We start from the raw sequence: 25,789 nt of genomic DNA, 5'->3' as shown, positions 1-25,789 counted from the left end.
CTACCCCTTAGGATTAAACACAAGAGATACAAGAAATCCAAAGAACAGCGCTGCCATAAGTCCGCCGGCGGCGGCGCGAAAGGCTCCGGTAAAGAGTCCCAAAACTCCATTTTTATCAATATCCTGAATAACACCAACAGTAAGTGCATGTCCAAAGCCAGTCAAGGGCACTGTAGCGCCAGCGCCGGCCCAGTCAACGAGCGGCTGATACAAACCGAGGCCACTAACCACTGCGCCGAGACTGACAAAAAGTACTAAAATATGAGCGGGAGTTAACGGAGTCAAATCCATAAGCAATTGACCAATTACACAAATACAGCCACCCACAATAAACGCTGCTAAATAGCTCTGCATTCGCTTCCTCCTTATATTCCTGCTACAGCTATCGCATGAGCTATGCAGGGAATCGTTTCTTTTTGCTGATACGACGTAGGACTGTGCAAACTACCAGTTCCCACAATAAGTACTTTCTTGAACCGTCCTGCTGCCAGTTCTTGATAAATGGGCCCCCCGAAAACAATCGCTGAACTAGCACAGCCGCTGGCGCCAGAATGAGTATCCTGCTCCTCCGTATAGATGAGGCAGCCGCAGTCTTCATAACGACCTTTCACGTCATAACCAGCTTCTGCCATCATATCAATCACCAAGGCTTTACCGATTTTGCCGAGATCCCCCGTAAAAATATGATCATAGTGACTTGGCGTAAGATTCAGATCCCGAAAATGCTGCAACATAGTATCTACGGCAGCAGGCGCCATGGCTGCGCCCATAGCATTAGGATCTTGTACGCCAGCATCAATAATCTTGCCGATTGTCGCCGCCTTAATGTTAGGCCGCTTTTCAGCCGCTTTTGCAGCCAAAAGAACCGCGCCAGCACCAGTTACAGTCCATTGCGCCACTGGCGGACGCTGTACGCCAAGTTCCGTGGGAAAACGATATTGTCGTTCGGCGGCATCATGATGGCTTGACACGGCTGCAATTACTTGATCAGCAAATTGGCCGTCAAGTAACATTGCGCCAACAGCGAGTGTTAAGACCATACTGGAACAGGCGCCATAAATACCAATAAAGGGCCGTTGCAGCGTTCGATTCGCAAAATGAGCGGACATTAACTGATTCAAAAGATCGCCTGCTAGAATATAATCGATCGAATCAAGTGTCTGAGCTCCTTTTTTTGCCGCTTTCTGTACAACCCATTCCAACATCGCAGCTTCACACTGTTCAAAACTGTCATAGTCTAATAGGTTATCTTCTAACACCCGGTCAAAATAAACAGAAAGATTTCCTGCTGCTTCCATGGGACCGCCAATAATAGCTGTTGCCAAAAGACTTGGCGGTAAAGAAAAGATAACGGTTTGCTTTCCGGCTTTCTTTGACAAAACCCTAGCCTCCTTTCAACCAAAGATGCGCCACTCCTACTAGAAAAGCCGTTACCGTACCATAAAGAATGACTGGACCTGCCACCACAAAAATCTTCGCTCCGACGCCAAGAACATAGCCTTCGCGCTTAAACTCTAAGGCTGGAGCAGCCACCGAGTTAGCAAATCCCGTAATCGGAACAACGGAACCAGCGCCAGCCCGCTTGCCCAGTTCATCATAAACGCCCAGCCCCGTAAAAAAGGTTCCTAGAAAGACAAGGAGAATCGAAGTTGCTGTTGCCGCGTCTTGTTTGGCTAGCCCAACCGAATTGATAAACTGTCCTTGAATGAACTGCCCCAAAAGACAAATCATTCCCCCCACGCCAAAGGCCCAGAGACAATTTTTTAGAAGCGGCGGCTTAGGACTTTTTTCTTTTACTCGCGCTTGATAATCTTGTTGCTGCGCTTGATTCATTCCATCCACCTCTTGTGTTATTGTGACCACTGCAAAATAAAAACATGCACTAAGCAAAAGCAAATAAAAAAACAGACGAAGGTCACATCAATACTTAGTTTCCTTCGTCTGTTTTTTTATTTATTTTACTTTAAAAGCAATCCGCACATCTGCTTTATATTCGGCTATTTTCCCGCCAGCAATGGAAGCTGTAAAATTAGTTGCCTCTACGCCAGTAATTTCATCAATTGTTTGATCTGCCTCTGCTACGGCGCTATTGACGGCTTCTGTCCAGTTATGCGGTGAAGAACCGACTAGTTCAATGACTTTTACAACCATAGGCTTACCTCCCTTATCTGTTAGAATATCATTATTTTGCACGATTCCTGTTATTTTATCCGCTAAAACCTGCTTGGCCCGGACGGGAGAACGTTTTGTATAATTTTCCGAAAACAAATAATACGTGAGAAGCGTAGCCGTAAAAAAAACAATTACGCCGCCAAGGATCCAATGAAACCGCTTGTCAGGCAAAAAAATCACCTCGCTTTTTTCTTAGTATGGGCCCTTTTACTTTTTTTATAAAATTTTAACGGTTTGCCGCAAGCTGCCGCAGAAATATAAGCGCCTTTTTTTCTAAGCGTGAAACCTGTACCTGCGATAATTGCAACAGCGAGGCAACATCTGCCTGCGTAAGATCATCAAAAAAGCGCAATTTAATAATCTGCCGTTCCTTTTCTGACAATCGTTCCAGCATTTGCTGTAAATTTAATCGTTCAATCAGATTCTTCTCTTCTTCCACGCCTTTAAGCCGCTCTAATAAAACCGGCTGCGTTTCATCAGCAGAAAAGATGGGATCGAACAAAGAAACCGGCGGCTGTACTGCTGTAAGAGCAGCTGCTACTTCAGGAGCTGCCAAATTCATCACTTCCGCCAGTTCCAAAAGAGAAGGCTCTCTGCCAGTTCGTTTTTGCCAGTTTTCCTGCTCTAACCGAATTTGGTAAGAAAGTTCCTTGACCGAACGGCTTACTTTTATGGGATGGTCATCACGAATAAAGCGACGAATCTCACCTAAAATCAAGGGGACTGCATAGGTAGAAAATTTCGTCTCATAGGTAAGATCAAAGCGCTCTATGGCCTTAAGCAATCCAATTGAGCCGATTTGAAAGAGATCCTCTTCTTCAAATCCCCGACCAAGAAAACGCCGCACAATACTATGCACTAAGTTTAAATTTTCCTTTACTAATATTTCTTTGGCTCTTTCATCGCCAGCCTGGGCCTGAACCAGACAAGCTTTAAATACATCATCTGTCAGCACAGTCTCCCCACCTAATGAACGCGATTCGCATCGCAGCGTTTGATCATGGTGACAGTCGTTCCTTCACCTAACTTAGATTGAACAACTAATTCATCCATAAACGATTCCATAAACACAAAGCCAAGCCCCATTCGTTCCGGATCGGTTGAATAAGCAGGCTGCCTGGCCAAGGCAATATTTTCTATGCCAACACCAAAATCGGCAATGACAAATTCGAGATTTCCTTCTAATAGGCTCATTGTAAACTCAATAATCCCTTCACCGCCCTCATAACCGTGAATCATAGCATTGGAAACAGCCTCAGATATAGCGACTTTAATATCTTCAAGTTCCCCAAGCGTAATATCTGTCTGTGCGGCAAAAGCCGCAGCAGCGACACGGGAAATAGCTACGTTTTCTTCATTACTCATAAGCTTCATGATAATTTTATTTTTAACAGCCATCACTTGCCCTCCCTCTTCTTACAGCTCTTGTAAGGCCGCTTCTTCCGTCTCATAATTTAAAAAAAGTTGAACCAAACCAGAGCACTCTAAAATGCGACGTACCTGAGGCTGTACGTTTGTTACAGCAACACAGCCACCTAAAAGCTGTGCTTTTTTATAACGTCCCAATAGGGCGCCAATACCAGAACTGTCAATAAAGGTAAGGCCCGAAAGATTTAAAATAAGTTGACTGCCTTTACGACTATTGAGAAAACTATCAACAGCATCGCGAAAATCCTTGACTGTTAACAAATCAAGCTCGCCTTCCAATCGAACTACGATTTTACCAGAACACATTTCTACGGCTACATTCATGGCATCCTCCTGCTTTCCATTCACATTTCCTCTACACTTCGCTAAAAGGAAAAATTTTCCTGCTGCGATTTTTGTCCAAATAAAAAAAGCGGGCAAATTCCCGCTGTAATCATTCACTGGCAATCGCAAAAAAATGTGTAAATGTCTCTTGCAGTATTTGGATAAATCCCGCCTTTTCAATACTCTTTGCCGCAACTAAATCGACAGTTCCCGCTTCTTTTCCTTCCCTCATTACAGTAAGTTCACCTAATTTTTGCCCTTGGACAATAGGCGCTACCAAAGGCTCGGTAAGCTTCATTTGTTTTTGAATTACCTTGCTTTGTCCTTTTAAAAGCAGCAAATTTAAATCTTCGGCAGCTACCAAAGACAGCTCATGTTCTACCCCTTTACCGACCTTGACCTTCTCTAAAACAGCCCCTTTAGCAACAACAGGTAAGGTAATGTAATTAGAAAAGCCATAGTCAAGCAATTTCATACTTTCTTTTAAATGGGAGCGCGGTTCCGGCGCCGCAAAAACAACGGCAATCAATCGTAAATTTTGACGTTTGGCTGTACCAGCAAAACAATATTTCGCTTCTTCCGTCCAGCCTGTTTTTAAACCATCGGCCCCATCATACCACCACAACAGCTTATTTGTATTTACAAGCCAGTTTTTTCCGCCGCGAAGCCAGTACTCTTTGATCCCTGATACTTGGAGATATAAAGGATATTTTACTGCTTCCTTAACAATCAATGCTGTATCGTAAGCACTCATATAATGATTCGCTACAGGCAAACCATTGACACTATTAAAATGGGTATTCGCAAGTCCCAATGCAGCAGCCCGTTCGTTCATGGCAGCAATCGCCGCTTCTTCGCTGCCATAAATATGCTCCATTAACGCAACAGCAGCGTCATTGGCGCTAACAACAGCAACCGCCGTAAGCAGTTCATAAACAGACATTTTTTCGCCTTGCTCGAGCCAAATTTGTGATCCCCCTTGGCGAACAGCATGGGAACTTGCTGTCACTTGGTCGGTAAGTTGAATTTTCCCTTGGTCGACGGCTTCAACAGCAAGAAGCAGTGTCATCGTTTTGGTCACACTGGCTGGAGGCAAGGGCTTATGAGCATCTTTTTCAAATAAAATAGTTCCGTCAGCATCCATTAAAACAGCTGATTGCGCTGTAAGCGAAAGCGGTATATCCTTTGCTGTAGCAGCCTTGGCAACAGGAAAAAGTCCGGAAAAAAGCAGCAAAAAAACAGCAAAAACAATAAAACTTCTGCGCTTGACCATCTGTATAAGCTCCTTTCTTTAAACCACGCTTTATGCTTTAGGTTGTCCATAAAGTCAGGAGATACACAAAAAAATCGCTGGTAAAATAACCAGCGATTTTTTTATAAAGCGATTGGATGAAATCCTGTTTCGTCCACTAAGCCAAGCAAAAGCGGCTGCGGTTTCTGCGGAATTGGTTCAATCACAATCGCGTCTTTAACCTCATCAGCGGCTTGTAACGCCGCCGTTTCAGATTGTGTGTATAAACAAGCGATTTTTTGACCAGGCTCAACCAAATCGCCGACCTGTACCAACAAACGAATGCCCACAGCTAAGTCAATTGTTTGACCTTTATAGGCCCTGCCAGCGCCTAAACGCATTGCAATTTTTCCCAGTTTTTCCGCCGCCATTGTTTGGACAAATCCAGCTTCTTTAGCCAGCACCGTAAATGTATAGGGCGTATCATAAAGTTTATGTGGTTCTAGCAGAATCTGTTTATGGCCCCCTTGCGCCATAATCCATTCTTCAAATTTAGCTAGTGCCGCTCCCGATACCAGCAATTCACTAAGTTTTTCTTGCGCAGCTTGCAGATTTTCAGCTTTTTCAGCAAGAAGCAGCATATAACTGCCTAAAATCAAAACCGTCTCCCGCAGCCGTCGCGACCCGCCGCCTTGCAGAATTTCAATGGCCTCCGCCACTTCCAGCCCGTTGCCAATAGCCGTACCTAGCGGCTGGTTCATATCAGTTAATAAAGCAATTGTCTTTTTACCTAATCGCTCGCCAATCTCTACCATCGTTTCAGCAAGTTCTCTAGCAGCGGCAAGATCTTTCATAAACGCACCTTGTCCCACTTTTACATCAAGCAAGATGCGATCAGCGCCGGAAGCAATTTTCTTACTCATAACGGAAGAAGCGATCAACGGAATGCTTTCTATTGTCCCAGTTACATCGCGTAGAGCGTAGATTTTTCCGTCAGCCGGAGCAATACTAGAGCTTTGACTCGTAAGCGCAATCCCAATTTTATGCAGCTGAGCTACAAAGTCAGCTTCGCTTAACGCGGTCGAAAAACCAGGAATCGCTTCTAGTTTATCAATTGTACCACCAGTAAAGCCTAAGCCTCTGCCACTCATTTTTGCTACAGGAACGCCAGCGGCAGCAACAAGCGGCGCCAAAATAAGCGTAACAGTATCGGCTACACCGCCAGTACTATGTTTATCAACCTTGATGCCTGGCACCAAACTTAAATCGAGCATTTGGCCGGACCGAGCCATGGCTAAGGTTAAAGCTGATGTTTCCTCGCGGGAAAGACCGCGAAAAAATACCGCCATAAGCCAAGCCGACAGCTGATAATCAGGAATCTTCCCGGCTGTAAACAGCTGAATCATTGCTTCAATATCTGCCCCTGTTAGGGGATCGCCATTACGAGTTTGTAAAATCTTCTCGACAAAATTCATGACTTTTTACTCCCTAAGAGCGATAAAAAACTGACACCTGGTACAGACGTTCTCAGCGAAAAGTTTTCAGCAATCGTCTGCCCTACATCAGCAAAGGAGGTACGAATTCCCAGAGAAAGACCTGTAAGCGTTGGGCTATAGGCCAAGATTGGCACGTATTCACGAGTATGATCTGATCCCGGCGCCGTAGGATCACAACCATGATCCGCCGTAATCAGCAGCAAATCGTCCGTTTTAAGAAGCGGCAAAAATACGGCTAATTCCTGATCAAATTGGGCCAAAGCTGCTTTATAGCCAGCGGGATCGCGCCGATGACCGTATTGGCTGTCAAAGTCAACGAGATTTGCCATAATATAGCAAGGTCCGGCTGTTTCACGCACTAATCGCCCTAGCTCTTCCATGCCATGTGAATTTGACTTTGTCGGATAAGACTGGCTAATCCCCCGGTGCGCAAAAATATCGCCGATCTTGCCTACGCCAATTACGGGAATATTTTGCTCCTGCAACAAATCCAAAACCGTTTTCCCCACAGGCTCTACACTATAATCGTGACGATTTGGCGTACGTACAAACTGGCCAGGCGAACCGATAAAGGGCCTGGCAATAATCCGCCCAACCTCGTTCTTACCTACACAAATTTCAGTTCGAATTTTGTGGCAAAATTCGTAAAGCTCCTCAAGGGGAATCACCGACTCATGAGCAGCGATTTGCAACACGCTATCGGCAGATGTATAAATTATGGGAAACCCTGTTTTCATATGCGCTTCCCCAAGTTCGGCAATAATTTCCGTACCTGAAGCCGCTTTATTCCCAAGAATTTTCCGACCAATAAGTGCTTCAATAGCAGCAATCATCTCTGCCGGGAAGCCATCAGGATACACGGGAAATTCTTTTTGTACGGGGCATCCCATGAGTTCCCAATGTCCGCTTGTTGTATCTTTCCCACGCGAGATCTCCTGCATTTTTCCATAACTGGCTAAGGGCTCTTGTTCAGGAGCTACGCCTTCTAATGCCGCAATACAACCAAGCCCGAAACGTTCTAATGTCGGTAAAATTAGCCCGCCAGTTGAGCGAGCTATATGACCTAACGTATGTGCTTCTTGGTCGCCAAAACGAGCCGCATCGGGCGCTGCTCCGATTCCAACACTATCAAGAACAATTGTAATGATTCGTTCAAATTTCATGAAAGCCCCCCCTTTAGTCTATGCCCTTGGATGCGTCTTATCGTAAACTTCTTTTAAATGATTTTTCGTAACATGCGTATAAATCTGCGTTGTCGAAATATCGGCGTGACCAAGCATTTCCTGCACACTACGCAGATCGGCACCATTTTCCAATAAATGAGTCGCAAAAGAATGTCGTAGTGTATGAGGCGTAATATCTTTTAAGATATGAGCCTCTTGCGCATATTTTTTTATAATCTTCCAAAAACCCTGGCGAGTTAACCGTTTGCCATGGTGATTTACAAACAAGGCAGGTTCTTCATAGCTGCGAACAAGCTTGAGTCTTCCTTTTTGGATATACTCCTGAACCGCCTTCGCAGCAATGGATCCCAGCGGAACAATTCTTTCTTTCGCGCCGGTGCCAAAACATTTAATATAGCCCATGTCCAAATTCACATCAGATATATTTAAAGAGATAAGTTCAGAAACACGAATACCTGTTGCGTAGAGCAGTTCTAGCATAGCCTTATCGCGCATTCCTGCTGGCAAAAAAGAATTGGGCTGTCGAAGCAGCTCTTCCACTTCTTTGATCGTTAGAATTTTCGGTAGTTTTTTCTCTAGTTTCGGTGCTTCTAACGTTGCGGCAGGATCTTTTTCCACATAATGTTCTCTAAGCAGATATTGATAAAATGATTTTATGGCAGCTAAATTACGTGAGATAGTGGAAACAGCCCGCCCCTTTCCTTGTAGGCTTTGCAAATAACCCATGATAATTGTCCGATCAGAGTCTTTCACCATATCCATGTCACTAGACTGTAAATAGCTTTGAAATTGCCGTAAGTCTCGTCCATAGGATTCTAAGGTATTAGGAGCCAGGCCTCGCTCAACGGCAAGGTAGTTAATGAACGAATTAACATAACTATCCATCATGATCACCCTTTTTTCTGCCCGTATTTAGCCTACCGCTTGACGCCTGTTTCAGGCTTCATTATTGGTTGTTTATTCCACGCCGCAATAAGGGATTCCTTTCTTTTCCTGTCGGATAAAGAATTATTTTTCGCTCTTTTGTAAACTATCGGCAAAAACTGCGGACAAGGCATGAACACGCAAGGGCTTTTCCTGAATGGGCCGATCCGGTATCGTGCTGCTGGGAACACGGCTGTGCCAAAAAGTAAACAGCAAAAAAGCCAGCACGAAACCAAGAAAAAGTATCAAGACCAAGCAAGAAATTTTGCTTAACTTTCTCATGTCTGTTCCTCTTTTCCGGCAATTTTTACATAATGCCTGTTATATATCTATTCACTGCTACTTACCTTTATGCGCGAAAAAGGGACCCTCGCTTCGAGCAGCGATAGCCCCTTAAGGTGTATGACCGACTAAAAAGCCAGCAGCAAGTTTCATAAATACAGGTGAAATATAAACTTCTACCGCGGCTGCTGTTATCATCAAGCACAGCATGACAAAACAAATAAAGCTGTAACTGACCGCTTCCGCCACAATACCGCGTTTGCCTTTACCGCGCCGCTTCAAAAGCATCCAGGAAAAGCTTGCCGCAGCTACGCCTGCCACTAGTACAGCAGGAACCGAAAAAATGCTATGGGGAATGACAGCGGCAAAAGCAAACAGCAGGCCGCGCATTACATACTCATTCACTAAAAAGCCCACAGTAAAACCAATAATAAACCCTCGCGTAAATACAAGAAAAATCACAAAAGGGATTCCCACTATGGTAAAGCCCAGAATCCACATAAATAAGACGACTTTACTTTGATTCCATAGGGCACTGCCAAAAAGCTCCAGCTTATTCACTTCTGTGCCTTGCGATAGCCCGGAAAAAAAGAGGTGCAAATAACCGGCTAGTTCGATTTTCTGTTCATCAGGCAATACTTTTACCGCAAGAGCGCCTACGACAATCCCCACAGAAAAAAATAAAACCATAAAGAAAAAGGCTACTATATGGTTTCGTAAAAACATCCGAATGCTGTATTGCAAGCTTTTGAGCATGTCCCGCCCCACCTCTTTTGCTATCACTCGTTTCAGTGTATGCAAAAGAAGGAGCTCTTAGACTTTTCTTTTAAGAATCACTAATAACCTTACCATAAAATCCACCGCCGCCAGCATTAATCGCCAACGAACCTTCCCTGGCCCCTAAAATGATCGTTGCTACTTTGTCTTTTACTACTGAGCTCAGTTCTTCATAGGAAGCTTCATGTAAGATATAAAATTCTGAAACAAAAGAATCTCGCAGCTTTTTCGCTGTCTTAGCGCCGATTCCTGGCAAAAAGTTAAGCGGAAGTTGATAATGATAAGGAGGTCGATGATCAGGATGACGCGGCTTACTGTAATCAGCGATTTGCTGAATCCGATCAAAAACGCCTCGCACCACTTTCAGGCTTTGGCAACGCCCACAGGCAAACTTGTTTGCTGCAAGACTTATAAACGTTTCATGATTACCACAGTCTAAACAATGTGTCTTGTGATATTTACCAAGTCTTGGATCCAAGCCGTAATTTTTTAAAATTCTGCGGCCATCGTGACGGAGTAATAATTTTTTATATTCCGAAAAACTAGGCTCAGCTAACAAAATCGTATTACTTTCCCGACCAATCCGGTCAAGTGAATGGGCATCAGAATTACTTAACAGTGTAAAATCAGCTAACTCGCCAATACAATCAGCCAACAGGCTATCAGCACTCAACCCGATTTCAGCACCAGCAATTTTACTACGCTGTGTATCTGTAAGGATCTTTTCCATTCGGCTTGCTGTCGCCCCATACAAGCTCTTAAAGGGCGTGAAAATATGAGCAGGAACAATGATTGCCTCATGCTCTGACGCAAGATCCACTAGCTGTCCAAGGGTCATATGAGCATTTTGCGAGCTCATATTCACATTTTTTATAAAAGCGCTTAAATGCTTCGTCAGCGCCGCAATAGCCATACGATCTGGTAAATATAACAGCGTATGACAGACACCGCCGCCGACTTCTGTCGTTTCTACTTCAGCTCCAAGAATCAGATAAACGGGATTTTTTTTCCCTTGATAGATATACCCGCCTGCCGCTAAAGGCGTTAGCAGCCCTTCCGCTTCCAGACAGGCTAAATCTGACTGAACCAGCGGCGACAGGGCATCAATAATACCGAGAAAATCAATTCCCTTGTACGCTGCTTCCTCTAAAATATTGCGAACAGTCAATTTCGCGGACGTTGGAATCTTAATCCAGCGTCCGCTTTCACTCATCCCAACATGGATATGAAAATCAGCCTGAAACTGTCTCATCGCAATAAGCTTTCCGCTAGCATAATTCCTGTAATGCTTTTTGCATCACAAATTTCGCCGGAACGAATCATTGCCTGTACTTGTTCGCGCGAATATTCCTCTACATTTAAAAATTCATCACTGTCAAGCTGCTGCTTGGTCTTCATCAATTCCTGAGCTAAATAAATATGAATGATTTCATTGGAAAAACCCGGTGCTGTATAGATCGCTGTCAACTTTGTTAAAGTTCCCGCTTGAAAACCTGTTTCTTCTTCCAATTCTCGCCGCGCACAAACTTCCGGGCTTTCCCCTTGATCTAACTTACCTGCTGGAATTTCTAATAATACAGTCTTTACTGGATAGCGGTACTGACGCACTAGTACCAGCTTTCCTGCTTTCGTAACTGGCACAATCGCCGCGGCGCCAGGATGAAGCACTACGTCGCGTTTTGTCTTACGTCCATTTGGTAATTCGATCTGATCCTGACAAACCGTAATAATCGATCCAGAAAAAACCTGTTCACTCAAAAGCATTGTTTCTTTTAATTCCATCCTAATCACCTCATAGTAAATCGCAGAAAAAGCCGTGAACATTCACGGCTTTTTTCGACTCTTTTATGTAGCTTTATAAGTTTACTTTTAAGCTCGCATTTCCATTCTTAGTTTGTCAGCAATCATCGCCATAAATTCAGAATTGGTTGGCTTGCCTTTTTCCAATTTTACGGTATAGCCAAACAAGCGGTTAATCATATCAATATTACCGCGGCTCCATGCTACTTCGATGGCATGACGAATCGCTCTTTCTACACGCGACGGCGTTGTCGAATACTTTTCGGCAATCATCGGATAGAGCACCTTGGTCACAGCGCCAAGCAACTCCATTTCATTAATGATCATCATAATAGCATCACGTAGATACTGATAGCCTTTAATGTGAGCAGGAATTCCAATTTCACGAATAATGTTCGTTACTTCCACATCAATCGGTCGAGCTTTAATGGCCTGAGCTACCACTGGACGCTGCGAAGTCAACGTTGTCGCTAGCTGGCGAATACGGCTGACGAGTACGTCCATATTAAACGGCTTGAGTACATAATAGTCAGCGCCAAGTTCAACAACACGCTGGGTAATCCCTTCCTGGCCAAAAGCTGTCAGCATAATAATTTTAGGTCGTTTTCCCCCGCGGGAATTTAATTGTTCTAATACACCAATTCCGTCAAGATGAGGCATAATAATATCAAGAATAACCACATCAGGACTCTGTTCATCAATTACCTTTAAAATTTCTTCACCATTGTAGGCTACGCCTACCAATTCAATATCCGCCTGATTCTGCAAAAATTCTTCCATAATACCGGCAAACTCCCGATTATCATCGGCAATCGCTACTTTGATGGATTCTTTGATCATGGTACAGCCTCCCTGAATATTAATCTATAAGATCGATTCGACAAGCGAAAGCAATTCCCTTCCTAAATTGGAAAAAAAATACACATTTACTAGAAAATGATATATTAGGGACATTATTTGATCTTTTGCTCTCATTGTACACTAAAATAGGTCGATAGAAAAGAGAGCAGTGAGAAACTCTTGTAAAGAGTTGACTCACTGCTCTCTCTTTTTGCTTCGGCAAGATCCCACTTTCCATAAGCATCCAGTCAATAAAGCATCCATATCCCTTCGTTGGGTCATGGACAAACACATGAGTTACAGCACCAACTAGCTTGCCTTGCTGAATAATGGGGCTACCGCTCATTCCCTGTACTATCCCACCGGTCTTTGCCAAAAGCCGCGGATCGGTAATTTGAATCACCAGACCTTTTCCCTCAGGAACTTCCTGCAAATTCACTTTTTGGATTTCAATAGAAAATCTTTCAATAGTTTGTCCGTCAACAACAGTTAAAATTTCAGCAGGCCCTGTTTGAACCTGATTCATTGATGCTACAGGTAAAGCTTCCGTATACAGATCATTGTCTAGTGGTTCGGCCAATTCACCGCTAATACCAAAATTAGTATTCTTTTGAATATCGCCAAGCAATTTATTTTCTTCCAGAAAAACGCCGATTTTTTCGCCTGGCTGTCCCCTTTTTCCTTGCTGAATTCCTGAAACTACGGCAGAAACAATTTTCCCCTGCTCACAATCAATCGCCTGATTTGTATCACTATCGGTAATTACATGGCCTAAAGCGCCATATATTTTAGACTCTGGGTCATAATAAGTCAAAGTACCGACGCCGGCCGCACTGTCGCGCACAAATAGCCCGAGACGATAGCGTTGCGTTTCCGAACAAAACAGCGGTCGCATGGCCAGAGACAACTTTGTTTCGCCGCGTTTAACCAGTAAATCGAGTAAAATTTTTTCTTTGCCAGCGCGATCAATCATTTCAGATAACTGTGTATCACTTTCAATCGGCGTTCCATTGACAGCTAACACTACGTCACCAACTAACAAGCCTGCTTCTCGCGCCGGATTTAAAGCTTTTTCTTCCTCGCCTAAAATGGGCGAATAGCCGACTACAATCACGCCCTGTGAATGAAGCACAACACCGATAGAATGCCCGCCAGGCACCAATTTTAAGGTAGGCAGTACATCGACATGCACGGTGCGCACTGGAATCAAGCCAAATAAATTAAACTGGATTGTCGTCGTACCTAGCGAAACAGTTTTTAGGCGCACAGGATGAGACCAACTATCAGACGTAGTATTCATATTATCTTTTACAATAATACTCTGTTCGCGATTTTCCTGTGGGGCGACAACAACAGACAAAGGAAAAAAAACGGTAAAAGAAGTCTCTTCCCCTTGTAGAATATGAATATCTTGCGGCAATTTATAGAGAGTTTGAAAAGGTGATGAAACGCAGACAAGACAAATAAAAAAAATACACAAGCAAGCCATAAACACCCGATAGGAATTTTTCGACAATGGCCCCCCTCCCTCACAAAATCTTTTAAAAGGTCATGTTTAAAACATGCCCGAAAAAGATTGAGAATATTCCGGAGGGTATTGCCATAAAAAAAACGCAAACCATTATGGTTGCGTTTTAGCAAGTAAATTTTCCTTTTTTCGTTTTGCTCGCTGCAGCATTTGACTAGCATTATCCATGGCTGATTCGGTAAGCTCCGTCCCAACCAGCATACGACTTAATTCTAATATTCTAGATGGTTCATCAAGCAACCGAATCGATGTAACCGTCCTGTCTTGTTCTACATTTTTTTCAATAAATAACTGTTCATCCGCTACAGCGGCAATTTGCGGCAAATGAGTAATACATAGCACCTGTTTATAGGTAGCAATCTGCGCAATTTTTTCCGCTACAGCTTGTCCGGTCTGACCGCCAATCCCACTGTCCACTTCATCAAAAACCATCGTCGGCACTTTATCGCGTCGCGCAGAAACCGTCTTAATGGCTAAAGCCAGCCGCGAAAGTTCGCCGCCTGAAGCTACTTTAAAGAGCGGCATCGGTATTTCGCCGCGATTGGCGGAAAAGAGAAATACAACTTCATTTTTACCTGTAGGTGTAAAATCAGCCATTTCGGTAACTTCCGCTAAAAAAAGTCCGTCAGGCATACTCAAACTCTGTAAATGCTCCGTTATATTTTCGCTAAGCTCTGTCGCGGCGACCAAACGTAGCTGCTGTAAACCATCAGCCTGCTGCGCTAATTTTCCCTCTAGGTTTTGCAACTCTTTAGCGAGTTTTTCGATATGTTCATCAAAGTTTTCCATATAATCTAACTCTGATGCAATCTTTTCGCCATAGGCTATAACTTCGTCTACTGTAGCGCCATACTTCTTCTTCAGCTTATAAAGTAAATCCATGCGGCTTTGTAATTCATCAAGGCGCTTGGGGCTAAATTCAAAGGACTCCTGGTAATCGCGCAACTTAAAAGCAACTTCTTCTAACTGATAAACCATGTCGGCAATGGCAGCACTTTTCTCTTGGAAGGCTTCATCGTAACGGCTTAAAAATTCCAGGTGCTTTTTCAGCTCCGTCAGGGCTGGGGTCAAAGCTGGCCGTTTCGCTTGATCTTGCTGCAACAACGAGTAAGCGCTAACAGCCGCTTGTGAAATCTTCTCCATATTGGCTAACCGAGAAATTTCTTTTTCTAGCGTTTCTTCCTCGCCGCCAACAAGCTTAGCGCCCTGAATTTCTTTAAGCTGCCAAGAAAGCATATCAAAGCGCTGCTCTCTTTGCCTCGACTGCATCTTAATTGCAGCGATTTCCTTCTTTTTTGCCTGCCATGCCTGATAGATTTCTTGATATAACGGCAAGGCTTGACGAATTTTCTTACTCGATTCATCAAGAATTTCAATATATTTTTCCGGCTTTAATAACGCCTGATTTTCATGTTGACCATGCATATCAACAAGAATAGCGCCAATTTTTTTCAGAAGTTGAAGCGTAATGTGAGAATTATTCAAAGTAATTACATTTTTTCCTGCCTGATTAAGCCGCCGAGTCAGAATCAAAGTGCCTTCATTCCAGTCAAGGCCTTGTTCTTGTAATAAATTTTCTAATTCTGGCAAAGATTGATCCATAAAAAATAAAGCTTCTACACGAAAAAAATCAGTACCATAGCGAATAAATTCGGTAGACGCACGCGCTCCGAGAACAATATTAAAAGCATCGATCAAAATCGATTTTCCAGCGCCAGTTTCGCCTGTCAACACATTCAGACCGGCAGAAAACTCAATAACCGCCTGTTCAATCAAAGCAAAGTTCGTTACACTTAAGGACTTTAGCATGGTTCTCCTCCCTTACCTAAGCAAGGTGCTGCAACTTCTAACCCCGACGAAAGGCTTCAAATTTCGCGATTACCTTTTCGACAGCATCTTTGGGCTTTACAATGACAAAAATCGTATCATCGCCAGCTACAGTCCCTAGGACTTCCGGCCAGCGAACATAGTCGATATTGTAGGCGACAGATTGAGCCGTTCCAGGCATAGTCCGCAGCACAATAATGTTTTCGCTAAAATCAATGGATGTAATAGAATCTTGAAACACCCTAGCCATGCGAGACTGGGAAAAAGGAGTATTCTGTTCAGCCGGAAAGGCGTAGCGATAATGGCCGTCGCCTGTAGGCACTTTAATAAGCATTAATTCTTTGATGTCGCGAGACACAGTAGCCTGGGTGACTTCAATCCCATCACGTTTTAGGGCTTCCGCCAGGTCCTCCTGCGTTTCAATGATGTGACGGTCAACGATATCTTTAATCTTCGCGTGTCGCAACCCTTTCACAACGTTCACTCCTTGTTTTTTCAACTAAATATAGTAATGGCGGTTGATGAATCTGATTCAGCATCTGCCAAATACCGGTATAATAATCTGTCTGCGGCAAAGAACTTAAAAATTCTTTTAGCGCTATTGCTTCATTTTGGCCTTCTTCATGGCCGGGATACGCTACAAGTGCAATCATTCCGCCAGGCTGCAGCAACGGTAAAATTCTTTCTACTGCCTGTAACGTAGTTGCTGCCTTGGTAGTAAGTTCATGACCGCCTTTCGGCAAATAGCCAAGATTAAACAAAGCGATATCAATAGACTCTACATACTGGTCAATTCTTTCATGGCTATCCAGTAAAATAGTAACCTTATGATCAAGACCTGCTGCTATCAGTCGTTCCTTCGTAGCACTAACTGCTTGCGTTTGAATATCAAAGGCATAAATTTTAGCTGTATCAGGCGAATGCTGCGCTAAATACAAGGTATCCCAACCGTTGCCGCAGGTCGCATCAACGAGGCAGGTAGCTGCTGCTACTCTTTCCTTTAATATGTGCTGAACAAACATCACGGCATTACGAATCACAACTATCGCCTCGACATAACTTGTTTCGTAAAATATCAAAATAACTCTTGTCATGAAAGCGAATAAAGCGCGCTTGATCATCAGCCCGACGGATCACTACCTGCGAATTTCCCTCTAGCGGAAACAAATTCTGTCCATCGGCGCTAAGTACAACATCAGCGCTTGTTTCTTCCAGAGAAATTCGAATCACATCGTCACCTGACACAATTAATGAGCGGGAATACAACGTATGAGAGCAAATCGGCGTAATGACCATAATATTTAAATTTGGCTCCACAAAAGGTCCGCCAGCGGAAAGTGAATAGGCTGTCGCTCCTGTTGGCGTAGAAATAATCAATCCATCCGCCGGATAAGTAGCCGTATAGACATCATTTACAAACAAGTTCAAGCGAATGATCCGCGAATAGCCGCTTTTCGTTACAACAATATCATTTAAGGCGATCGCTTGGCTGCAGCCTGACTTATTTTCTACCGCAGCTTGCAGCATCAGTCGCTCTTCGACGCGATATTGCCCTGATAGTAAAGACTCCAAAGCCGCTTCTACTTCATTGAGTTCTACTTCGGTTAAAAAACCAAGTTTTCCTAAATTCACACCACAAACAGGTATTTTTTGCGGCGCAATCGTTCTAGCAACATTCATGAACGTTCCGTCGCCGCCTAAGGTGAGAACAATGTCAACGTCCTTTAAACCGACGGGGCTGCAGTTTAGGGTAGGAAAATCCATAATTTCCCCAGCTTCAGCTGGAACAACAACACGAATCGATCGTTCCTTCAGATACGCAGCAATCCTTGCGGCAACTGCTTCAGCCTGCGCCTTTTTTATATTAGGAAATAAACCAAGTGTCAGCAAGGCGCCTCCTCCGTTCGTTCCGTAAGATTTCCATGAGCCTCCGCCACAAGACCTTCAATACGACTCTGATCGAAAACCATTTCGTCAACTGACTTATCTGTCTGTTTTTTTAGATAAAGCAGATATTCAATATTGCCTTCAGGTCCCTTAATGGGCGAAAAAGTAAGTCCAGCAATTATAAATTCTAGATGATCTGCCAAATCGATAATTTTTGCAATTACTTCCATATGAACAAGCGGATCACGCACAACGCCTTTCTTGCCCACTTTCTCCCGGCCTGCTTCAAATTGAGGCTTAATTAGCGCGACAAGTTCACCGCCTTCGCTAAGCAGCTCCTTAGCTACAGGCAGCACTTTATCAAGTGAAATAAAAGCAACATCAATGGAAATGAAATCAATTGATTCGCCAATCTGGTCTGGCGTTACATGACGGATATTCGTCCGTTCCATATTAACCACGCGTTCGTCAGTTCGTAGCGACCAAGCTAGCTGACCATAGCCTACATCAATGGCGAAAACCTTGCGAGCGCCTTGCTGCAATGCACAATCCGTAAAGCCGCCCGTCGAAGCGCCAATATCAATCATCGTTTTGCCCGCCAACGACAGCGAGAAAAACTGGACTGCCTTAGCTAACTTTAAGCCGCCGCGGCTCACAAAAGGAATATCATGCCCTTTTAATTCAATCGCCGCTTCCGGCGCTATTAACGTTCCGGCCTTATCAATTTTCTGTCCAGCGACGAAAACCTTTCCAGCCATGATCGCGCTGCGAGCCCGTTCGCGGCTTGCCACAAGACCTTTTTTGACTAACAATTGATCAAGACGTTCTTTTGCCATTACTTCACACCCTGTTTTCCCAAATAAGCTCGTACCGTAGCCGCAATGCTCTCACTGTCGAGACCGTATTTTGCCAACAAGATACTGCGAGCTCCATGCTCAATGAACTGATCAGGCAGGCCAATTCGCAAAACCTTGGTCCATTGGAACTGCTCTTCGTTGATATACTCGAGAACAGCTGATCCAAAGCCACCTGACAAAACATTTTCTTCAACAGTAACAATCAAGCCGACTTCACGCGCCGCTTTTCGAATTGCTTTATAATCAAGAGGTTTAATAAACCGCATATTCACCACAGAAGCGCTAATCTCCTGCTTTGCCAAGATTTCAGCCGCTTCTAGACAAGGCTTAACCATCGTTCCTACCGTTAAAAAAGCCACCTGTGTCCCTATTTTTAATTCTTCCGCACAGGCTGTTTCCAGACTATGCACTTCTTCGGTCATGGCAGCGCCAACACCAGCGCCGCGAGGATAACGGATCGCTACAGGCCCCTTGAGTTCAAAAGCGGTCTTTAACATATGCCGTAGCTCATTCTCATCTTTTGGCGCCATGATCGTTATATTGGGCATATGGCGCAAAAAGGACAGATCAAACGTGCCATGGTGAGTCGGACCATCTTCGCCGACAAGGCCAGCGCGATCAATCGCCAAAACAACAGGCAGATTCTGCAAACAAAGATCGTGCAGTACTTGATCGTAACCGCGCTGTAAAAAAGTCGAATAAAGCGCCACAACAGGCTTCAAGCCTTCTGTAGCCATACCGCCAGCTAGCGTCAATGCATGTTGTTCAGCAATTCCCACATCGAAAAACCGCTTAGGAAAACGACTGCTGAATTTTCGAAGTCCCGTTCCTTCCGGCATAGCTGCAGTAATCGCCACAATAGATGGATCTTTTTCCGCTAGTTCTATTAGCGTATCGCCGAAAACACTTGTATAGCTTTTCGGCCCTGGCTTTGATTGTATTTCGCCTGTAGCAACAGAAAAAGGCCCTACGCCATGAAATTTGTCAGGGCTCGTTTCGGCTGGCAAATAGCCTTTGCCTTTTTGTGTCAGTACATGAATCAGCACAGGTCCTTTAATCTTTTTACTTTGCTGGAAAGTCTCCACAAGTGAGTGAAAATTATGACCGTCAATCGGTCCCATATAGGTAAAGCCCAGTTCTTCAAACCACATGCCAGGAACGACAAGATATTTTACACTGTCTTTCACCCGTTCCACCGTGTTAGCCACCTTATCACCAATCGACGGGATTGCCCGCAAAAGCGATTCTACATCATGCTTCACTTTAGCATAGGCCGGCATCGAGCGAAGCCCCGTAAGATAGTCTGACATAGCTCCGACATTTTTGGCTATAGACATTTCATTATCATTTAGGATTACAGTAAGTGACGTTTTGGAATTTCCGGCATTATTAATCGCCTCATAGGCCATACCGCCCGTAAGCGAACCATCGCCAATCACAGCAACTACAGAGTTTTTCTCTGCTTTTAAATCGCGGGCCAAAGCAATTCCCAGCGCAGCTGATATAGACGTACTGGAATGACCCGTTCCGTAAATATCGTGATTGCTTTCAGAACGCTTAGGAAACCCGCTCATACCGCCGTAAGTCCTTAGTGTTGTAAAGGCTTCCTTTCGCCCTGTGAGAATTTTATGGACATAGCTCTGATGCCCCACATCCCAGACAATTTTATCGTCGGGACTATTATATACTTTATGAAGCGCTAAAGTCAGCTCGACAACCCCTAAATTGGGCGCCAAATGGCCGCCCGTCTCGGCAATCGTCGTGACAAGCAATGTACGAATTTCCTTCGCGAGCAGTTCAATTTCAGCGAAAGATAATTTTTTTATATCCTGTGGCTGGTTGATCGTCTCTAAAATTCGGTTCAACCTTTTTCCCCTCTTTCAATCAGCAGCTAACCTCAGTCAGCTTATAAATAGAGTTTGTGAAATCCGTAGGCAATACCAAAACCAAGTAAAGCTCCGGCAAAAACTTCAAGCGGTGTATGGCCGAGCAGCTCTTTTAAGCGATTTTCCCGAATCGTATGCTCAACCTTCATTTCTCTGACAAGTTCATTAATTACTTTAGCTTGTTTCCCCGCAGCCCGCCGTACGCCAGCTGCATCATACATAACAATGGAAGCTAATACGACCGTAACTGCAAATAGCGGCGACTCCCAACCGTCATGAAACCCGACAGCTGCCGCCAGTGAAACAACAAGTGATGTATGGGAACTGGGCATTCCACCAGCGCCAACCATACGTCGTGCATTAAACTCTTTATCTTTCCAGGCAAAAGTAATGGTTTTGAGTACTTGCGCCACAAACCAAGAAGTCAGCGCTGTCATCAAGGTTACATTCAGACCGATTAAGGCCATAAATTCGCCCACACTCTACCCCTCCTTAACTTTCGCGCGCAACTAAATACTGGACAAGCTGCGAAAGATTCTGTGCTTTAGATCCAAAGGAAGCAAGCGCCTGGTCTGCCGCTATGACACAGCCTTGCGCCATTTTTCTAGCGCCTTCAAGCGTATATAGCGTTACATACGTTGATTTATGATTCCGTTCATCACTGCCTACAGGCTTACCGATTTTTTCGGTCGTACCGACAACATCTAAAATGTCATCAGTAATTTGGAAAGCCAAACCGAAATGAGCGGCATAATCGGTCAACGACGCTAACTGCTCTGTACTCGCTCCAGCCAACAGTGCGCCACTACGGACTGCCGCCCGAAACAGAGCTCCTGTTTTCTGTCTATGCATATATTTTAAAGTTTCACTATCAATTTGTTTATTTTCTGATAAAAGATCAACCACTTGACCGCCTACCATCCCCGCCGGACCAGCCGCTTGCGCGATTTCTCTGGCTACCTGGCATAATACAGCAGGATCTGCTTTAGGCTGCGATAAAATAACAGCAAAGGCTTCCGTTAGTAGCGCATCGCCAGCCAGTAAAGCAATGGCATCGCCAAACACTTTATGATTCGTAAGCTTGCCGCGCCGATAATCATCATTATCCATGACTGGCAGGTCATCGTGAATGAGAGAATAAGTATGAATCATTTCTAGCCCACAGGCGACCTTGGCAAAAGCCCTTCCGTCGCCCCCCACGGCTTCCGCTGCTGCCATAAGTAAAATCGGCCGCAGCCGCTTGCCACCAGCGTGAAGACTATAACGCATCGCTTCCGATAATTTTGCATCCGCTGCCGAAAGCGCCGGTACAACACTTTGCAACTCTTGATCAATAAACTGCGCTTGCTCTTTCAAATAATCTTTTAGCATCATTCATCCTCCAACAGGGACAACTGTTTTTCCTTTACTACACCGTCGCGGCTAGAAAGAATTTTATCAAGCGTTTTCTCTGCTTGATTTAGTTTTGCCAAACAAATCTCCGATAAATTCATTCCCTCAGCAAAAGCCGCTAAAGACTCTTCTAAGGGTAACTCGCCTTGTTCTAATTCCTTCACAATTTTCTCGAGTTGTTCCATTGCTGCTTCAAAGTGTATCGTCTCATCCTTCGGCAACACCTTGCTATTTCGACTCACTTGGCGTCTCCCCCTTTGCAGATAATACCTTAAGCTCTAGAGTTCCCGAAAACAGCGCTGCCTGAATCGTTTCATCAGCATGAACCTGATCAGACCGTCTGATCACAGTACCGTCAGCGCGACGCAAAATACTATAGCCGCGCCCTAACACCGACAGCGGATTTAGTAACGCCAGCTTCTCGGCTAAATGAACAAATCGCAGCCTACTTTCTTCCTGTTTTTTCCCAGCCGAGCTCAGCAAATTCTGTCGATACGTATCAAGAAGTTGTTGATATGGCACAATCAAATCATAAGGATGACGCATGATCCGAGCATTTGCGGCAGCCTCCAAGCGGAGACGGCCGAAAGAAATACGGCCACGTACAGCCACGGCCAGTCGTTCCTGCTGAGAACGCAAGTGTCTGAGCAAATCATTGACATCAGGCACAGCGAGTTCTGCGGCTTGGGAAGGCGTAGCAGCCCGGCAGTCCGCAGCAAAATCAGCGAGCGTATAATCAGTCTGATGGCCAACAGCAGAAATAACCGGTATTTTCGATTCGCTAATTGCCCTAACAACAATCTCTTCATTAAAAGCCCACAGCTCTTCTAGGGAACCGCCGCCGCGCCCTACGATGATCACATCGACCTTACCATAGTCATTCATCCTGGCAAGAGCAGTGGCAATCTGTCCGGCAGCCTCAGTCCCCTGTACAGCTACAGGATAAAGAACTAAAGACACCGCCGGATAACGACGCTTACTTACCGAAATAATATCGCGCAGCGCCGCACCCGTTTTCGACGTAATAATACCAACAGCCTTAGGTAAAAAGGGTAATTTTTGCTTTATCTCCGGACGAAAAAGCCCTTCCTGTTCTAACTTCTCCTTAAGCTGTTCATAAGCTAAGCTCAGCTCGCCAATCCCTTCCGGCACAAGTTGATCCACATAAAGCTGATACTGCCCATCCCGTTCATATAAGGAAATACGGCCGCAAGCGATGACTTTCATTCCATCTTTGGGTCGGAACTTTAAAAATTGAGCACGCCCCCGAAACATAACAGAACGAAGCGTTGCCTGAGAATCCTTCAAAGTAAAGTAGCAATGGCCCGATGTATGTTGCTTAAAGTTCGAGATTTCTCCCTGCACCCATAAAGCGCTAAGCAGCTTGTCTGACTCAAATAGCTGTTTCATATAACGCGTTGCTTCCGTAACTGATAAAACACTCATAACAGAACCTCGCTTTAAAAACTCCTGGAATCATCTATAAAAGACTATTATAGTCTGCTTTTCTACCCTATTGTAAACGTTTCCCTAAAGCTAGTCAAAAGAAATCCATAAAAAAACTTTTGCTCCAAAAGAGCAAAAGCAATGAATCTGATTTATCGGCGCCAATAACGTTGTACGAAAAAGCCAGCCGCAGCACCAACGAGAAACCAAAAAAAGTAGCCTGGCGGAATTAAATGGCCGATTAACATACCGATAGCAGCGCCAAAAAGGATGTGTAAGAGCATAGCCAAGCCCTCCACTCTTTTTACTCTAGCTTATGCCAAAGTATTATAAAGAGTGTCTAAGCGAGGCAAAGAAAGCAGCTCCCAAAGCGTGATCAGAGCTAAACTCCGGTTTTGCAAAAAACAGTCTAAGTGAAAGTCGCCGCTTCATCAAAAAGCCTTCTATGTAAGAACGAATAAACTGATTGGACATAACACCGCCTACGAGTAACACATCTTGCAGACCTGTCGCTAGCGCTTCTCGTTCAATCATTCTGCCTAGCGTCCTAGCAACAATCCACTGAGCTGCTGCAGCTATATCAGAAGAATTTCGTCCCGCCTGAATCCATTTGGTCAAAGCCGTTTCCGGTCCGGCAAAACTGACACCGTTCGGTCGACAAACAATAGGTAAATTCTCTTGCCCCCCCGAAAGCTCACTGGTTTTAGCCAATGCTTCCAGATGCGGTCCAGCCGGAAAAGCAAGTCCTAGCTTTACGCCGATTCGGTCAATAAACTGTCCTGCCGAAATATCTAGAGTTGAGTTTAATTGTTCTATACTCATCGAAGCCTTAGTTGGGCGCACAACTTTGAGAATGTCTGTTGTGCCACCTGATGCGTGTACTGCTAAAAAGGCTCTCTCCGTCAAGCCTTCGGCTGAAACAAGCCCGGCATAAATGTGATTTTCCTGATGACTTAGCCCATAAAAAGGAACTTCGTGACTTAAAGCAATCGCTTCCCCCATCCCCTTGCCAACTAAAAAAGCCGGCATATAAGAATCCGCTACAGGACGAGGCGCAATCGAAGCGGCCACAGCCGCCCAATCTGTTTCTGACAGCGATTGTAACGCGGACTTTAACACCACCGGTAAATTTCTCGTATGCTGAAAGACCATTTCTGACTGAGACAACCCGCGTTTCCCTGCGGGGACCGTAAGCAGCTTGCGACTAGCGCCAAGAAAACGCCCGGCCTCATTAAATACAGCTGCTGACGTAGTATAACAGCTTGTATCAAGGCCCAAAAAGAGTCTCATGACTGTTGTTCTTTTACGAGCGATCCAAGAATTCCATTGACAAAACGTCCTGATTGATCCGTTCCGTAACATTTTGCCAATTCGATTGCTTCATTAATAATTACGCCAGCCGAAAGCTTTTCTTTCGCAAACTGCAGTTCATAAATTGCCATCCTAACAATATTCCGGTCAATTCCCGCCATACGCTCTACTTTCCATTCTTTAGAAATGGCGGTAATAATTTGATCAATCTCAGCCTGCCGCTCACTCGTTCCGATCAGCAACAGCTTCGCATAATCACGGGCGCTTTTTGAAAGCTCTTCTCGTTCTTCACAAACACTATCTAAGGCAGCATCTACCGTGCTTTTATTAAAATCCAAATGGAATAAAGCTTGTAACGCCAATTCTCTTGCTATTCTACGACTCATAATCAACCTCTTTCCTTAACGATGATACCCTGGCGGCAAAAAGCGTTCCAAGATATCCATAATATCTTCCTTCTCATCAATTCGTTTACCAATAAAATAACCAATTCCAATACAAAAAAGCACAAACAAAGTATGGAAAAATCCAAAAAACAAAATAAAAGTAGCAATGAGAAAACCGCTCAAAGCCCCGACAATTTTTCCGCTATGGTGCTCCCAAATTGCCTCAATCAATTCACGATTCATCAATTGCCCTCCTATTCCACACGCTGTCTGGCTTTAAAATCATTCGAAATATTTTCAACCAAAACCTCTACATGGGATAGCTCCACACCTACTGTGTTTTTAATATAGTCGTCAATACGTTTTTGCATTTCTGCGCCCACAGTAGGCACATGGCTTTCAGGACTAATCACTGCTTTCACGGTAACTTGCAGGACTTCAGCATTTTTCCGCACTTTTACCTTAACAGACCGTACGCCGCGCGTATGACGGGCCGTTTTTTCCACAAGGTTTTCTACAGCATCAAGCGTAATTAAAATATCGCCGCGCTCACCGTGATGAACAATGGTTTCATGATATTTTTTACTGGAACGAAGCCCAGCCAGAAATAGTCTTAAACTCACTAAAAGCAGCAGGACGCCAATAAGCCCTGCTTCCCACCTTCCATGTATATAATGAATGCTTGTCCACACAATCTCAACAGGAAGAAGATCCACGGCCAATAACACAACCGCAGCAGCTAAGAAAGCCAATAATAGTGTATAAAGAGTAATAATGATCCGATCGACAATTCCCATAGCGACCCCTTTCC

Annotated in this window: 32 protein-coding genes; all 32 read right to left on the bottom strand. The window is 44.4% G+C overall.

What is annotated here, in order from left to right:
- Nucleotides 1–354, bottom strand: coding sequence for a stage V sporulation protein AE (gene spoVAE, locus AC0NJP_RS09750; RefSeq protein WP_474040354.1), 354 nt, complete (start codon nucleotides 352–354; stop codon nucleotides 1–3).
- 11 nt (nucleotides 355–365) lie between these two features.
- Entirely contained in the window at nucleotides 366–1,379 is a 1,014-nt protein-coding gene (gene spoVAD / locus AC0NJP_RS09745) for a stage V sporulation protein AD (RefSeq protein WP_474699682.1), read from the bottom strand.
- A gap of 4 nt (nucleotides 1,380–1,383) precedes the next feature.
- On the bottom strand, nucleotides 1,384–1,833 hold the full coding sequence (gene spoVAC, locus AC0NJP_RS09740) for a stage V sporulation protein AC (protein WP_474699681.1): 450 nt from the start codon (nucleotides 1,831–1,833) through the stop codon (nucleotides 1,384–1,386).
- A gap of 120 nt (nucleotides 1,834–1,953) precedes the next feature.
- Entirely contained in the window at nucleotides 1,954–2,343 is a 390-nt protein-coding gene (locus AC0NJP_RS09735; protein ID WP_474040357.1) for a dodecin family protein, read from the bottom strand.
- Between the two features lie 55 nt (nucleotides 2,344–2,398).
- Nucleotides 2,399–3,127 (bottom strand): SigB/SigF/SigG family RNA polymerase sigma factor, encoded by a 729-nt coding sequence (locus tag AC0NJP_RS09730; protein WP_474040358.1) that lies wholly within the window; start codon nucleotides 3,125–3,127, stop codon nucleotides 2,399–2,401.
- 11 nt (nucleotides 3,128–3,138) lie between these two features.
- Nucleotides 3,139–3,570 carry an anti-sigma F factor gene (gene spoIIAB / locus AC0NJP_RS09725; protein ID WP_474040359.1) on the bottom strand — a complete coding sequence of 144 codons (432 nt, stop codon included), beginning with the start codon at nucleotides 3,568–3,570 and terminating at the stop codon, nucleotides 3,139–3,141.
- Nucleotides 3,571–3,588: 18 nt separating this feature from the next.
- Nucleotides 3,589–3,924, bottom strand: coding sequence for an STAS domain-containing protein (locus AC0NJP_RS09720; RefSeq protein WP_474040360.1), 336 nt, complete (start codon nucleotides 3,922–3,924; stop codon nucleotides 3,589–3,591).
- A gap of 109 nt (nucleotides 3,925–4,033) precedes the next feature.
- Nucleotides 4,034–5,197 (bottom strand): D-alanyl-D-alanine carboxypeptidase family protein, encoded by a 1,164-nt coding sequence (locus AC0NJP_RS09715; RefSeq protein WP_474040361.1) that lies wholly within the window; start codon nucleotides 5,195–5,197, stop codon nucleotides 4,034–4,036.
- 101 nt (nucleotides 5,198–5,298) lie between these two features.
- Nucleotides 5,299–6,630: a thymidine phosphorylase gene (locus AC0NJP_RS09710; RefSeq protein WP_474699680.1), complete on the bottom strand. Its 1,332-nt coding sequence runs from the start codon at nucleotides 6,628–6,630 to the stop codon at nucleotides 5,299–5,301.
- Nucleotides 6,627–7,814 (bottom strand): phosphopentomutase, encoded by a 1,188-nt coding sequence (locus AC0NJP_RS09705; RefSeq protein ID WP_474699679.1) that lies wholly within the window; start codon nucleotides 7,812–7,814, stop codon nucleotides 6,627–6,629. The genes AC0NJP_RS09710 and AC0NJP_RS09705 overlap by 4 nt, the downstream gene beginning before the upstream one ends.
- Nucleotides 7,815–7,832: 18 nt before the next feature.
- Nucleotides 7,833–8,723 carry a site-specific tyrosine recombinase XerD gene (xerD, locus tag AC0NJP_RS09700; protein WP_474040364.1) on the bottom strand — a complete coding sequence of 297 codons (891 nt, stop codon included), beginning with the start codon at nucleotides 8,721–8,723 and terminating at the stop codon, nucleotides 7,833–7,835.
- 120 nt (nucleotides 8,724–8,843) lie between these two features.
- Entirely contained in the window at nucleotides 8,844–9,041 is a 198-nt protein-coding gene (locus AC0NJP_RS09695; RefSeq protein WP_474040365.1) for a hypothetical protein, read from the bottom strand.
- A 111-nt stretch (nucleotides 9,042–9,152) separates the two neighbouring features.
- Nucleotides 9,153–9,797 (bottom strand): stage II sporulation protein M, encoded by a 645-nt coding sequence (gene spoIIM, locus AC0NJP_RS09690; RefSeq protein WP_474040366.1) that lies wholly within the window; start codon nucleotides 9,795–9,797, stop codon nucleotides 9,153–9,155.
- A 70-nt stretch (nucleotides 9,798–9,867) separates the two neighbouring features.
- Nucleotides 9,868–11,070 carry an endonuclease Q family protein gene (locus AC0NJP_RS09685; RefSeq protein ID WP_474699678.1) on the bottom strand — a complete coding sequence of 401 codons (1,203 nt, stop codon included), beginning with the start codon at nucleotides 11,068–11,070 and terminating at the stop codon, nucleotides 9,868–9,870.
- Complete coding sequence (locus tag AC0NJP_RS09680) at nucleotides 11,067–11,600, bottom strand: NUDIX domain-containing protein (protein ID WP_474699677.1); 534 nt, start codon at nucleotides 11,598–11,600, stop codon at nucleotides 11,067–11,069. The genes AC0NJP_RS09685 and AC0NJP_RS09680 overlap by 4 nt, the downstream gene beginning before the upstream one ends.
- Nucleotides 11,601–11,687: 87 nt before the next feature.
- On the bottom strand, nucleotides 11,688–12,458 hold the full coding sequence (gene spo0A, locus AC0NJP_RS09675) for a sporulation transcription factor Spo0A (protein ID WP_474040369.1): 771 nt from the start codon (nucleotides 12,456–12,458) through the stop codon (nucleotides 11,688–11,690).
- Nucleotides 12,459–12,477: 19 nt separating this feature from the next.
- Nucleotides 12,478–13,974, bottom strand: a complete 1,497-nt coding sequence (spoIVB, locus tag AC0NJP_RS09670; protein WP_474699676.1) for a SpoIVB peptidase — start codon at nucleotides 13,972–13,974, stop codon at nucleotides 12,478–12,480.
- A 105-nt stretch (nucleotides 13,975–14,079) separates the two neighbouring features.
- Entirely contained in the window at nucleotides 14,080–15,795 is a 1,716-nt protein-coding gene (gene recN, locus AC0NJP_RS09665) for a DNA repair protein RecN (protein ID WP_474699675.1), read from the bottom strand.
- Between the two features lie 37 nt (nucleotides 15,796–15,832).
- Nucleotides 15,833–16,288 (bottom strand): arginine repressor, encoded by a 456-nt coding sequence (argR, locus tag AC0NJP_RS09660; protein WP_474040372.1) that lies wholly within the window; start codon nucleotides 16,286–16,288, stop codon nucleotides 15,833–15,835.
- Nucleotides 16,260–16,853, bottom strand: a complete 594-nt coding sequence (gene mnmM / locus AC0NJP_RS09655) for a tRNA 5-(aminomethyl)-2-thiouridylate-methyltransferase MnmM (RefSeq protein WP_474699674.1) — start codon at nucleotides 16,851–16,853, stop codon at nucleotides 16,260–16,262. Before mnmM ends, argR begins: the two co-directional genes overlap by 29 nt.
- Nucleotides 16,843–17,703: an NAD(+)/NADH kinase gene (locus AC0NJP_RS09650; protein WP_474040374.1), complete on the bottom strand. Its 861-nt coding sequence runs from the start codon at nucleotides 17,701–17,703 to the stop codon at nucleotides 16,843–16,845. Before AC0NJP_RS09650 ends, mnmM begins: the two co-directional genes overlap by 11 nt.
- The gene (locus AC0NJP_RS09645) at nucleotides 17,697–18,536 is read right to left on the bottom strand and encodes a TlyA family RNA methyltransferase (protein ID WP_474699673.1); all 840 of its coding nucleotides are present in this window, start codon (nucleotides 18,534–18,536) and stop codon (nucleotides 17,697–17,699) included. Before AC0NJP_RS09645 ends, AC0NJP_RS09650 begins: the two co-directional genes overlap by 7 nt.
- Complete coding sequence (dxs, locus tag AC0NJP_RS09640) at nucleotides 18,536–20,422, bottom strand: 1-deoxy-D-xylulose-5-phosphate synthase (RefSeq protein ID WP_474699672.1); 1,887 nt, start codon at nucleotides 20,420–20,422, stop codon at nucleotides 18,536–18,538. The genes AC0NJP_RS09645 and dxs overlap by 1 nt, the downstream gene beginning before the upstream one ends.
- 41 nt (nucleotides 20,423–20,463) lie before the next feature.
- Nucleotides 20,464–20,922, bottom strand: coding sequence for a divergent PAP2 family protein (locus AC0NJP_RS09635; protein WP_474040377.1), 459 nt, complete (start codon nucleotides 20,920–20,922; stop codon nucleotides 20,464–20,466).
- A gap of 13 nt (nucleotides 20,923–20,935) precedes the next feature.
- A complete protein-coding gene (locus AC0NJP_RS09630) occupies nucleotides 20,936–21,814 on the bottom strand; it encodes a polyprenyl synthetase family protein (protein ID WP_474699762.1) in 879 nt (292 codons plus the stop codon).
- A complete protein-coding gene (gene xseB, locus AC0NJP_RS09625) occupies nucleotides 21,814–22,077 on the bottom strand; it encodes an exodeoxyribonuclease VII small subunit (protein ID WP_474040378.1) in 264 nt (87 codons plus the stop codon). The genes AC0NJP_RS09630 and xseB overlap by 1 nt, the downstream gene beginning before the upstream one ends.
- Nucleotides 22,064–23,281, bottom strand: a complete 1,218-nt coding sequence (gene xseA / locus AC0NJP_RS09620) for an exodeoxyribonuclease VII large subunit (protein ID WP_474699671.1) — start codon at nucleotides 23,279–23,281, stop codon at nucleotides 22,064–22,066. Before xseA ends, xseB begins: the two co-directional genes overlap by 14 nt.
- A gap of 152 nt (nucleotides 23,282–23,433) precedes the next feature.
- Complete coding sequence (locus tag AC0NJP_RS09615; RefSeq protein ID WP_474040380.1) at nucleotides 23,434–23,565, bottom strand: hypothetical protein; 132 nt, start codon at nucleotides 23,563–23,565, stop codon at nucleotides 23,434–23,436.
- Between the two features lie 43 nt (nucleotides 23,566–23,608).
- A complete protein-coding gene (locus AC0NJP_RS09610; RefSeq protein ID WP_474040381.1) occupies nucleotides 23,609–24,571 on the bottom strand; it encodes a Kae1-like domain-containing protein in 963 nt (320 codons plus the stop codon).
- On the bottom strand, nucleotides 24,568–24,978 hold the full coding sequence (nusB, locus tag AC0NJP_RS09605; protein ID WP_474699670.1) for a transcription antitermination factor NusB: 411 nt from the start codon (nucleotides 24,976–24,978) through the stop codon (nucleotides 24,568–24,570). The genes AC0NJP_RS09610 and nusB overlap by 4 nt, the downstream gene beginning before the upstream one ends.
- A 15-nt stretch (nucleotides 24,979–24,993) precedes the next feature.
- On the bottom strand, nucleotides 24,994–25,221 hold the full coding sequence (locus AC0NJP_RS09600) for a DUF2273 domain-containing protein (protein ID WP_474040383.1): 228 nt from the start codon (nucleotides 25,219–25,221) through the stop codon (nucleotides 24,994–24,996).
- Nucleotides 25,222–25,232: 11 nt separating this feature from the next.
- Nucleotides 25,233–25,775, bottom strand: a complete 543-nt coding sequence (amaP, locus tag AC0NJP_RS09595; protein WP_474040384.1) for an alkaline shock response membrane anchor protein AmaP — start codon at nucleotides 25,773–25,775, stop codon at nucleotides 25,233–25,235.
- Between the last annotated feature and the right edge of the window lie 14 nt (nucleotides 25,776–25,789).

This window comes from Pelorhabdus sp. sgz311002, assembly GCF_056134285.1.
This window is presented reverse-complemented; position numbering and strand designations above follow the sequence as displayed.